The organism is Granulicella rosea (assembly GCF_900188085.1).
Classification (GTDB): domain Bacteria; phylum Acidobacteriota; class Terriglobia; order Terriglobales; family Acidobacteriaceae; genus Edaphobacter; species Edaphobacter rosea.
In genome coordinates this window covers 480,475-491,799 of sequence record NZ_FZOU01000004.1, presented here as the reverse complement: position 1 = coordinate 491,799, position 11,325 = coordinate 480,475, and the positions used below count along the sequence as shown (strand labels likewise).

At 64.7% G+C, this 11,325-nt stretch carries 6 protein-coding genes; 3 read left to right on the top strand and 3 right to left on the bottom strand.

Annotated elements, in window-relative coordinates; genetic code table 11:
- Positions 1-101: 101 nt before the first annotated feature.
- The 3 genes from CHB87_RS13900 to CHB87_RS13890 are packed head-to-tail and all read right to left on the bottom strand — an operon-like array spanning position 102 to position 8,148.
- Positions 102-3,278: an efflux RND transporter permease subunit gene (locus CHB87_RS13900; RefSeq protein ID WP_089409028.1), complete on the bottom strand. Its 3,177-nt coding sequence runs from the start codon at positions 3,276-3,278 to the stop codon at positions 102-104.
- On the bottom strand, positions 3,278-6,772 hold the full coding sequence (locus CHB87_RS13895; protein WP_089409027.1) for an efflux RND transporter permease subunit: 3,495 nt from the start codon (positions 6,770-6,772) through the stop codon (positions 3,278-3,280). Before CHB87_RS13895 ends, CHB87_RS13900 begins: the two co-directional genes overlap by 1 nt.
- Positions 6,769-8,148 carry an efflux RND transporter periplasmic adaptor subunit gene (locus tag CHB87_RS13890; protein WP_245817990.1) on the bottom strand — a complete coding sequence of 460 codons (1,380 nt, stop codon included), beginning with the start codon at positions 8,146-8,148 and terminating at the stop codon, positions 6,769-6,771. The genes CHB87_RS13895 and CHB87_RS13890 overlap by 4 nt, the downstream gene beginning before the upstream one ends.
- 208 nt (positions 8,149-8,356) lie before the next feature.
- Here CHB87_RS13890 and CHB87_RS13885 point away from each other — a divergent pair, with 208 nt between their 5' ends.
- The 3 genes from CHB87_RS13885 (at position 8,357) to CHB87_RS13875 (ending at position 11,262) form a co-directional block, all read left to right on the top strand.
- Positions 8,357-8,770 (top strand): ATP-binding protein, encoded by a 414-nt coding sequence (locus CHB87_RS13885; RefSeq protein WP_176441764.1) that lies wholly within the window; start codon positions 8,357-8,359, stop codon positions 8,768-8,770.
- Positions 8,771-8,875: 105 nt separating this feature from the next.
- Positions 8,876-9,229, top strand: a complete 354-nt coding sequence (locus CHB87_RS13880; RefSeq protein ID WP_176441763.1) for an STAS domain-containing protein — start codon at positions 8,876-8,878, stop codon at positions 9,227-9,229.
- Complete coding sequence (locus tag CHB87_RS13875) at positions 9,226-11,262, top strand: methyl-accepting chemotaxis protein (RefSeq protein ID WP_089409024.1); 2,037 nt, start codon at positions 9,226-9,228, stop codon at positions 11,260-11,262. The genes CHB87_RS13880 and CHB87_RS13875 overlap by 4 nt, the downstream gene beginning before the upstream one ends.
- The last annotated feature ends 63 nt before the right edge of the window (positions 11,263-11,325 follow it).

Sequence of the window (11,325 nt, the reverse complement as noted above, 5' to 3'; positions counted from 1 at the left end):
GTTCTGATTCTCCAGGCGAACAGCGGTGTTGCGCCGAACGAAAAGCAAATACGGGGGTCCTTCGCTACGCTCAGGATGACGAGAGTGGAAGCGGCGAGCCTTCATGCGGTTACCTCTTTGTGCTCGCGGCGCGGTCCGAAGAGCCGTGCGTCCTTATCGCCCTGCACCTTCAGGCGGAGGTTATCCATAAAGAGGTAGATGACGGGCGTCGTATAGAGCGTGAGCACCTGCGACACGATCAAGCCGCCAATGATGCTGATGCCCAGCGGCCGCCGCAGCTCCGACCCGATGCCCGTGCCGAGCGCCAGCGGCACCGCGCCGAAGAGCGCCGCGAAGGTCGTCATCAGGATTGGACGGAAGCGCAGCATCGAGGCTTCATAGATCGAGTCGCGCGTGTTCTTGCCCTCATTCCGCTCGGCGTTCAGCGCGAAGTCGATCATCATGATGGCGTTCTTCTTCACGATGCCGATCAGCAAGATGATGCCGATGATACTCATCACGTCGAGCTCGGTGTTGGTCAGCACCAGCGCAAGCATGGCGCCAACCGAGGCCGAAGGCAGCGTCGAGAGAATCGTGAGCGGATGCACCAGGCTCTCATACAGAATGCCCAGCACGATGTAAACCGCGATGATGGCCGTAATCACGAGGTAAACTTCGCTGTTCAACGAGTCCTTGAAGGCCGACAACGTGCCGGAAAACTGCCCTTTGACGCCGCTGGGCACGTTCATCTTTTCAAGTAGATTGCCGATTTCCTGCGTCGCCTGGCCGAGCGACACACCCGGCGCCAGGTTGAACGAGACCGTGGCCGAGGGGAACAGGCCCGTATGGTTGATCCCCAGTGGCGAGGTCGAAGGCGCATACTTCGCGACCGAGGCCAGCGGCACCGCGCCACCCTGCGCGTTCGGGATGATCCACGTGCTCTTCAGTCCTTCGGGCGTCTGCCAATACTTCGGCGCGACCTCCATCACCACGTAGTACTGGTTCAGTTCGGAGTAGATGGTCGATACCTCGCTCTGGCCAAAGGCGCCGTAGAGCGTATTGTCGATCAGTTGCGGCGTGATGCCGAGCCGCGCGGCGGTCGGGCGGTCGTAGGTCAGCAGAGCCTGCAGGCCGAGATTCTGCTGGTCCGTGTTTACGTCCTGGAAGCCCGGCGCGTGACGCATGGCGGTCAGCAGCATCGGGCCGTACTTCTGCAGGTCCTGGGTGGTCTCGGCCTGCAGCGTGTACTGATACTGCGCGCTCGATTGCCGACCGCCGATGCGAATGTCCTGCACGGGCTGGAGGAAGGTCTGCGCGCCCTGCACACGTCCGAGCTTCGGACGCAGCCGGGCCATGATGGTTTCGACCGAATCCTGCCGGTCGTCCTTGCCCTTGCCAAGCGGCTTGAGCGCGACGAACGTGAAGCCGCCGTTCGTGGCGCCCTGGCCGCCGGTGAAGGCCATGACGTTCTGTACGCCGGGGTCGGCCTTGATGATGGCCGTGGCCTGCTGGACCGAGGCCTTCATGGCATAGAAGGAGGTGTCCTGCGGGCCCTGCATGCCGCCGGTCATGGCGCCGGTATCCTGCTGGGGGAAGAAGCCCAGCGGCACCCGCGTCAGTAGAAAACCGTTGAGCGCGATCGTGCAGAGGAAGACGATCAGGATCAGCGCGGGGTGGTTGAGCGTCCAGTTCAGCGTGCGCCGGTAGAACTTCAGGATGGCGTCGAAGACGCGCTCGCTCCAGTTGTAGAGCCTGCCGTGTTCGATGTCGTGCTCGGGGACGAGGACGCGCGAACACATCATCGGCGTCGTCGTCAGCGAGATGACCATCGAGACGACGATGGCGGTCGAGAGAGTGATGGCGAACTCGCGGAAGAGACGGCCGATGATGCCGCCCATCAGCAGCAGCGGTATGAAGACGGCGATCAACGAGACCGAGATGGAGAAGACGGTGAAGCCGATCTCCTTCGCGCCCTTGAGCGCCGCGTCGAGTGGACCGAGTCCCTCTTCCAGGTGACGTGTGATGTTCTCCATCACGACGATGGCGTCGTCGACGACGAAGCCGCTGGCGATCGCCAGCGCCATCAACGAAAGGTTGTCGAGCGAGAAGCCGCACAGGTACATGACCGCGCAGGTGCCGATCAGCGAGACCGGCACGGCGACGGCGGGGATGAGCGTCGCGCGAACGTTGCGCAGGAAGACGAAGACGACGCCGATGACAAGCAGCACCGAGATGACCAGCGTGCGTTCGATGTCCGAGACGGAGGCGCGAATGGTCAGCGTGCGATCGAGGATGATGACCAGGTGCTGGCCCTTGGGGATGGTTGCCGCAAGCGACGGCAGCGCGGCCTTGATGGCGTCGACCGTGGTGATGATGTTCGCGCCCGGCTGCCGGAAGATGAGCATGTTGACCGAGAGCTTGCCGTTCAGGAAGCCGGCCTGCCGGATGGTCTGCTGCGAGTCGACGACATCGGCGACGTCCTGCAGCCGCACCGCGCCGCCGTTGTGATAACCGATGACGAGTGGTTTGTAGGCGACGGCCTTGGTGATCTGGTCGTTCGCGAGAATGTCGATGGTCTCGTCGCCGTTCGAAAGCTGACCCTTGGCGGTGTTGGCGTTCTGTCCGGCGATGACCTGCTGGACCTGCGGCAGGCTGATGCCGTAGCTGGCGAGCTGGTTGGGATTGATCTCCACGCGCACCGCGGGCAGGGATGCGCCGACGACCGTCACCTGGCCGACGCCGGTGATCTGCGAGATGCGCTGCTCCATGACGGTCGAGGCCTCGTCATAAAGCGTGGGTACGTCGTAGACATCGGACTGCAGACCGAGCACGAGGATGGGCGAGTCGGCCGGGTTCACCTTGCGGTAGGTCGGGTTGGCGGGCAGGTTCTGCGGCAGATAGGATCGGGCCGCGTTGATGCCGGCTTCGACGTCGCGCGCGGCGCCGTCGATATTGCGCGAAAGATCGAACTGCAGCGTGACGCCGGTGGTGCCGAGCGAGCTCGTCGAGGTCATCTCGGTCACGCCGGCGATATGGCCGAACTGGCGTTCGAGCGGCGTGGCGACCGAGGACGCCATGATGTCGGGGCTTGCGCCCGGCAGGCTGGCCGCGACCGTGATCGTCGGGAAGTCCACCTGCGGCAGAGGCGACACCGGCAGCACCGCGAAGGCGATGGCGCCTGCGATGGCGACCGCGATGGTGAGCAGGATAGTCGCAACCGGGCGCTCGATGAAGACGCGCGAAAGATTGGGTCCGTCGACCGGCTCGGGATGGTGGTCGTGGTGCTCGCCGGTCGACATTATGCGGCCTCCGTCTCGGGCTGTGCGACCGTGGTCTTGCTGGGGTGCTTGGAGAAGCGCCGGCCCAGGTTGTCGAAGAAGATGTAGATGACCGGCGTGGTGTACAGCGTAAGCACCTGCGAGAAGATGAGGCCGCCGACCATCGCCACGCCGAGCGGCTTGCGCAGCTCGCTGCCGATGCCCGAGCCGAAGGCCAGCGGAATACCCGAGAGCAGCGCGGCCATGGTGGTCATCAGGATGGGGCGGAAGCGCAGCAGCGACGCCTGGTAGATCGCGTCGGTTGCGTTCATGCCGTGGTTGCGTTCGGCTTCGAGCGCGAAGTCGACCATCATGATGCCGTTCTTCTTCACGATACCGATCAGCAGGATGATGCCGATGATGGCGACGATGTCGAGGTCGAGATTGAAGAGCCGCAACGCAAGCAATGCGCCGACGCCGGCCGAGGGCAGCGTCGAAAGAATCGTGATGGGATGCACGAAGCTCTCGTACAGCACGCCCAGCACGATGTACACCGTGACCAGCGCGGCGAGGATGAGCAGACCTTCGTTCGAGAGCGAGTTCTGGAAGGCGGCGGCCGTGCCCTGGTAGTTGGCGACGACGCTCTGCGGAAACTTCGACTTCGCGATGACCTTGTCGATGGCGTCGAGCGCCTGTCCGAGCGACGTGCCCGCGCCGAGATTGAACGAGACGGTGACGGCCGGGAACTGGCCCTGGTGGTTGATCGAGAGCGCCTCGCTCTGCGTCTCGAAGTGGGTGAAGGCGCTGAGCGGAACCGGTGTCGCGGCGGTGGCGGTGTTCGAGGAGCTGCTGCCGCCGCCTCCGCCGCTGGTGGCGGTCGTGGTGGCGCCGGTGGTGGAGGTGGAGCGCGAGGTGCCGCTGGTGGAGGTGGTCGCGGCCGTGGAGGTCGCGCCGGTCGCGGTGCTGCTGTTGGTGCTCGCGCTGGTGGATGCGGCGGTCAACGCGGAGCCGGTGTTCGAGCTGGTGATGTTGTTCGTGCTGGCGGTGCTGGAGGCGAGCGAGTTCGAGCTGGTGGTGGAGACACCGTTGGTCGCGGACGCGGTCAGCGTGGAGCTGGTGCTGCTCGAAGAGCCGGAACCGGCGCCGGCGGACGAGCCCTGCGTGCTTGCGGCCGTGGCTGCGATCGTACCCGTGCTCGAACCCTGGATGTAGATGTCCTGCAGCTTGTTCGGATTGGTCTGGAAGCTGGGATCGGTCTCGAGGATCACGTGGTACTGATTCAACTGCGTGTACATCGTGTTGATCTGGCGCTGGCCGAAGGCGTCGTAGAGCGTGGCGTCGACGACCGAGGGCGTGATGCCGAAGCGCGTCGCGGTGGCGCGGTCGATGACCAACTGCGCCGCCTTGCCGCCCAGTTGCTGGTCGGTGACGACGTCCGAGAGCTCGGGCAGCTTCTTGAGTTCGGCGACGAAGTCGTGCGTCACCTGGTTCAGCTCGGCCTGGTTCGGGTCTTCGAGGGTGTACTGATACTCCGTGCGGCTGACGCGGTCGTCGACCGTGAGGTCCTGAATCGGCTGCATGTAGAGCTTGATGCCTTCAACCTTTTCGAGCTTCGGTCCGAGCCGGTCGATGACCGCGGTGGCGGAGAGATTGCGCTCGCCGTCCTTGGAGCCCAGCGGCTTCAGATTGATTTGGATGCGGCCGCTGTTCAACGTGGTGTTGGTGCCGTCCGCGCCGATGAAGGACGAGATGCTCTCGACCGCCGGATCGTCGAGCAGGACCTTCGAGATCTTCTGCTGGGCCTCGGTCATGGCTTTGAAGGAGGTTGCGGCGCCGGCCTGCGTGATGCCCTGGATGATGCCCGTATCCTGCGTAGGGAAGAAGCCCTTGGGCACGGTCATATAGAGCACGACCGTGAGGCAGAGCGTGACGACCGCGACGAGCAGCGTGATGGTCTGGTAGCCGAGCACGAACTTCAGCGTGCGTCCGTAGAAGGCGATGATGCGTTCAAAGAAGTGCTCGGTGATGTTGTAGAAGCGGCCCTGCTCGCTGGGCGGCGTGTGCTTCAACAGGCGCGCGGCCATCATCGGGGTCAGCGTCAGCGAGACGAAGGCCGAGATGACGATGGTGACCGCGAGCGTGACCGCGAACTGCCGGAAGAGACGGCCCGCGACGTCGCCCATGAAGAGCAGCGGAATGAGCACCGCGATGAGCGAGACGGTCAGCGAGAGGATGGTGAAGCCGATCTGCTCCGCCCCCTTCAGCGTCGCGGCCATCGGCGCTTCACCCTCTTCGATGTAGCGCGAGATATTCTCGATCATGACGATGGCGTCGTCGACGACGAAGCCGGTCGAGATGGTCAGGGCCATCATGGTCAGGTTATTGAGCGAGTAGCCCGCGAGGTACATCACGCCCAGAGTGCCGACCAGCGAGAGCGGCACGGCGATCGCCGGAATGATGGTCGCCGAGATCGACCGCAGGAAGATGAAGATCACCGCGATGACCAGAAAGATGGTCAGTCCCAGTTCGAACCAGACGTCCGCGACCGAGGCGCGAATCTCGCTGGTGCGGTCGGTGGTGATCTGCACATGCACCGACTTCGGCAGCGTGGCCTCGAGCGTCGGCAGCAGCTTCTGGATGGAGTCGACGACCGCGATGGTGTTCGCGCCGGGCTGGCGCTGGATGTTCAGAATGACCGCGGGCGTGTAGTTCATCCACGCGGCGAGCTGCGCGTTTTCGACGCCGTCGACGATCTTCGCCACGTCGGTCAGCATCACCGGCGCGCCGTTCTTGTACGCGACGACGACCTGCTTGTAATCGCCGCTCGAGGTGAGCTGGTCGTTCGCGTTGATGGTGTAGTCCTGCTGCGGACCGTCGAAGCTGCCCTTGGCGGAGTTGAGGCTGGTGCCGGTCAGCGCGTTGCGCAGGTCTTCGAGGTTGATGCCGTAGCTGGCGAGCGCGGTGGGGTTGGCCTGGATGCGCACGGCGGGCTTCTGTCCGCCGGAGATGCTGACCAGACCGACGCCCGAGATCTGCGAGATCTTCGGCGCGAAGCGTGTGTCGGCGAGGTCTTCGACCTGCGAGAGCGCCATCTCGTTCGAGGTGAGCGCAAGCGTCAGCACGGGCGCGTCCGCGGGGTTGGACTTCGAATAGATCGGCGGCGTGGGCAGGTTGGCGGGCAGGTAGCTCTGGCCCGCGTTGATGGCTGCCTGCACCTCCTGCTCGGCCACGTCGATGTTCAGCGAGAGCTGAAACTGCATGACGATGACCGAGACGCCGCCGGCCGAGGTCGAGGTCATCTGGCTGAGGCCGGCGACCTCGCCGAACTGGCGTTCAAGCGGCGCCGTTACGGCGGAGGCGACGACATCGGGGCTGGCGCCGGGGTAGTACGTCAGCACCTGGATGGTAGGGTAGTCGACCTCGGGCAGCGCCGAGACCGGCAGTTGGAAGTACGAGACGCCGCCGGCGAGGAAGATCGCCACCATCAACAGGGCGGTGGCGACCGGGCGCAGAATAAATGGCTGGGAAGGATTCATCGAGACGGAGCACCCGTGGCGGTCGCGGAGGGCTTGCTGTCGGCGCCCTTCTGGCCTGCTTGTTTGGTCGTGACCTCGGCGCCGTTCTCGAGCCTGTCGAAGCCGCTGGTGGCGAGCGTGGTGTTGGCGTCAAGACCCGTCACGGCGGTGTTGTTCGCGTCGTTGCTCTGCGTGGTGATGGGCTGCACGGCGACGGTGGGGCCCTTGCCGTCCGCGCCCGCCTTCACGACGTAGACGAAGGCCGCGGTGCCGTTATGCTGCACGGCGACCGTGGGGACGAGCGTCACGGACTTCAGCGTGTTGACCAGCAGGCGCGCGTTGACGAACTGGTTGGGGAACAGCGTCAGGTCGGCGTTCTGGAAGCTCGCGCGGAACTTGATCGTACCGGTGGTGGTGTCGATCTGGTTGTTCAGCGAGTTCAGCGTGCCGGCTTCGAGCTGGTTCGCGTTCGAGCGATCGAATGCGTCGACCTCCAACTGGCGCTTGCCCTTCAACTGCGCCTGCACCGCGGGCAGGTCGTCTTCGGAGACGTTGAAGACGACGGTGATGGGGCTGACCTGCGTGATGACCGCGAGCGTCGAACCCGTGCCCGAGAAGACCGTGTTGCCCGGGTCGACCAGCCGCAGGCCGACGCGGCCGGTGATCGGCGAGACGATGTGGCAGTACGAGAGCTGCACCTGGTCGTAGAGCACCGTGCCCTGGTCGGTCTTCACCGTGCCTTCGTACTGCTTCACCGCCTGCTCCTGGTCGTCGACCTGCTGCTTGGCGATGGCGTTGCGGGCGTAGGCGGCCTTGTAGCGGTCGTAGTCGATGCGCGCCTGCGCAAGCACGGCGAGGTCGTGTTCGAGCGTGCCCTCGGCCTGGCGCAGCGTAGCCTCATACGGCGCGGGGTCGACGTCGATCAGCGGCTGGCCCTTGCGTACGAGCTGGCCCTCCTGATAATGAACCGAGAGCACGCGGCCGGTGATCTGACTGTAGACCGTAACGGTGTTGGTCGGCGTGACGGTGCCAAGCGCGTTGATATAGACGGGCATGTCGCCGGTCTTCGACTCCGCGGTGGTGATGGCGGGCGGACCCTGCTGGCCTCGTCCGCCGCCTGCCTTGCCGCCTGCCGCGCCGGCGCCCGCGCTCTTGTCGTCCTTGTTGCGGCGAAGGAAGAAGACGGCCGCGGCGATGAGAAGGATCAGCAGGATCCAGATCCAGGCGTGGCTCTTCTTGTCGACGACCTCGTGCGCCAGCTTCGCGTTGCGCTCCTCGAAGGCGCGGCCTTCGCGGCCGCCGTAGGATTCTGAGTTGTGAGCCTCAAACGACGCGCCCAGCTGGGCTCCGTCCTGAACGCCTGGCTGACGTTCGCCCCGACTGTACTCCTGGCTCATGTTGTTGCCCTTTTCAGCACGAATGGACGTGCGAATGATGCTCTAATGTGATTCCATGTTGGAACTAACGTGTTGGATGTTTAGACGGAAGTCGCGCTTCAGGAGTTTGATGGCCGATGCGGAAAACAGGCATTTTGGGTAACTCTTAACGCGGTCCCGGTGTATTATCCGCTTTGCGGCAGAAAGATGTCGAAAGATCATGGTGGGGATGCAACTTAATCCGGCGACGATTCGTCTACAGCCAGCGCTCGACGACCTGGTGCGGCTGGTCGACGCCGTCGAGTCGTTCGCCGCCGAGCATGGTCTGCGCCCGGCCGACGCGCATGCGCTGACGCTCGCCGCCGAGGAGCTCTTCGCCAACACGGTGAAGCACAGCCAGCCACCCGCAGGCTACGTCGAGTTCACGCTCGGCCTGGCGGACGGCGTGGTGACCGCCGTTTATATCGACGACGGTGCTCCCTTCGACCCGACCGCTCGCGCGGCGCCCGACACCACCCTGCCGGCGGAGCTGCGGCCCATCGGCGGGCTGGGAATCTACTTCATTCAGCGCACCATGCAGAGCTTTGCCTACGAGCGGCTGGACGGGCGCAATGTTCTGCGTTTCACCCGAAAGCTGGCCTGACCGCAGAACGAAGACCTGACCACGGAATCGGATTTGTTGCGGGACGGTTACAAAGAAAAGAAGACGACGCAAATCCATCGGCCGGATGATATGTTTTTTGCAGCCATGAATGTAGCTATCGAGTATGTGAACGACCTCCCCATCGTCATCGTCAACGGCCGGCTCGACACCGTGACCGCGCCTGCGTTCGATGCACACCTTGGGCCTTTTCTCGCCACGCCGCGTCCGCGCATCCTGCTCGATCTTTCGCAGGTCGGCTATATCAGCAGCGCCGGGCTGCGTTCGGTGCTGCAGTTGGTGAAGCATACGGCGGCGAAGGGTGGCCGGCTGGGCCTCTTCGGCGCGCAGCCGGCGATCATGGAGGTCATCGAGATCTCCGGCTTTCCGACCCTGGTGGACCTGTATCCCGACCGAGAGGCAGCCCTGGCCGCGTCGAAGGTCGAATCCAAGGGCGCATGATCGGGCGCGCGCTGGCTGGGCTCCGGCTCTCGCTGCGTCAGCAGATCACGGCGCTGGCGGTGCTGGCGGCGCTGTTTGCGACCTGCACGGTCTCCGTGCTGGTGCTGATGAACGAACGCATCGCCAGCAAGCTGGTGGGCGGCGAGGTGACCTCCTTCACCGAAGAGCGCGTGGCGCGCAGCGCGCAGAAGGCCTACTACACCTGCCACCTGGCCGAGGACTTCATCCAGAAGTCGGTGAACACGAACCTGAACGTCGCGCGCACGGCGCTGGCGCAGGCCGGCGGCGTGCATCCCACCGGGCAGACGACCACGTGGAACGCGTTGAACCAGTACTCGCTCTCGCGCACGTCGATTGCGGCGCCGTTGTGGAGTCTGGGCGGACGGTCGCTGACCGGCGACCGCAGCTTTCAAAATCACCTGCCCGTCATCGACGACGTGACCGCCCAGACCGGCGACACGGTGACGCTCTTCCAGCGCGTGAACGCGGGTGACATGCTGCGCGTGGCGACCAGCGTGGTCGCGGCCGACGGTCAGCGCGCCATCGGCACCTACATTCCGCAGACGATGCCCGACGGAACGCCGAACCCGGTCATCAAGACCGTCCTGAGCGGTCAGACCTACCGGGGCAAGGCCTACGTGGTCAACGCCTGGTACATCACGGCGTATGAACCGCTGCTCGACGCGAAGGGCGCGGTCATCGGCATGCTCTATGCCGGGGTGAAGCAGGAGGGCGTGGGCACGCTGCGCGAGGCGCTCGACACCTCCTCGAAGAGCGGCGAGCATAGCTCGGTCGCGGTCTACTACGGCAAGGACAGCCAGAACTTCAGCAATAAGGCGCTGATCGAGCCGAGCGGCCTGTCGGCGGCGACGAAGGATCAGTGGCTGCCCGTGGCGCTTGCACAGGGTCCGAAGCTGCCCGAGGGCGCGACCGGCGGGCTGACCGTGACGGACGCGGCGACCGGCGCGCGGTCGATCGTGCACTACATCTACTACAAGCCGTGGGACTGGATCATCGTCGTGGCGGCGGACTCGCGCGACTTCCAGAGCGCGACCGACCGGGTACGCACGCAGTTCTACAACCTGCTGTGGCAGAGCGTCGTCGGCGGGCTGCTGGCGCTGATCCTTGGCGCCATGGTCGCGTACCTGATCAGCAAGCGCATCACCGATCCGATGGCCGACCTGAGCATCCACCTGACCTCGAACGCCACGCAGATCGCCTCGAGCGCGATCCACCAGCAGGCGAACGTGGCGACGTTCATGGCGTCGAGCAACCAGATCGCCTCGGCCGTCAAGGAAATCTCCGCTACCTCGCAGGAGTTGCTGCGCGCAATGGTCGAGATCGCCGACGCGGCAGAAAAGACCAGCGGCCTGGCGCGCGAGGGCCGGCAGGGGCTGCGCGGCATGGAGACCTCCATGCAGGTGCTCTCGAACGTGACCGGCTCAATCTCGTCCAAGCTGACGGCCATTCGCATGAAGGCCGCGCGCATCAACTCCGTCGTGACGACGATTACGAAGGTGGCGGATCAGACGAATCTTCTCTCGCTGAACGCGGCCATCGAGGCGGAGAAGGCGGGCGAGGCGGGCGCCGGGTTCGCGGTCGTCGCGCGCGAGATTCGCCGGCTGGCGGATCAGTCCGCCATCGCCACGCTCGACATCGAGCGCATGGTCGAGGAGATGCAGGAGGCGGTGACCGGCGGCGTGGAGGAGATGCGCGACCTGGCCGGCGCGGTGAAGGGCGGCAACGACGCGGCGGAGGCCATCCGCGGCCAGTTCGGCGAGATCATCGAGCGCGTGGAGTCGATCGCCCCGCGCTACGAGACCGTCCACCAGGGCATGCAGAACCAGAGCGAGGGCGCCCAGCAGATCAGCGAGGCGATGTGGCAGTTGACCGAGACCGCCCGCCAGACCTCGGACTCCGTCAACGACCTGAACGACGTCAGCCGGCAGTTGCACGAAGCCGTGCGCGTGCTGAAGGAGCGGATCTTCAAGATGGAAGTGAAGAAGTTGCGAACGGTGGATGTGAAGGATTGAAGCGGCGTCGGTGGAAGCATGGGGCTTCAGCCCCTTGAATGAAGCTGCAAGAAGGACGGGGCT

Bases quoted from the DNA above. Each gene is read 5' to 3' on its own strand.
- CHB87_RS13880 (WP_176441763.1), top strand. From the start codon at position 8,876: ATGAATGTAGCTATCGAGTATGTGAACGACCTCCCCATCGTCATCGTC.
- CHB87_RS13890 (WP_245817990.1), bottom strand. From the start codon at position 8,148: ATGAGCCAGGAGTACAGTCGGGGCGAACGTCAGCCAGGCGTTCAGGAC.
- CHB87_RS13885 (WP_176441764.1), top strand. From the start codon at position 8,357: ATGCAACTTAATCCGGCGACGATTCGTCTACAGCCAGCGCTCGACGAC.
- CHB87_RS13900 (WP_089409028.1), bottom strand. From the start codon at position 3,278: ATGTCGACCGGCGAGCACCACGACCACCATCCCGAGCCGGTCGACGGA.
- CHB87_RS13895 (WP_089409027.1), bottom strand. From the start codon at position 6,772: ATGAATCCTTCCCAGCCATTTATTCTGCGCCCGGTCGCCACCGCCCTG.
- CHB87_RS13875 (WP_089409024.1), top strand. From the start codon at position 9,226: ATGATCGGGCGCGCGCTGGCTGGGCTCCGGCTCTCGCTGCGTCAGCAG.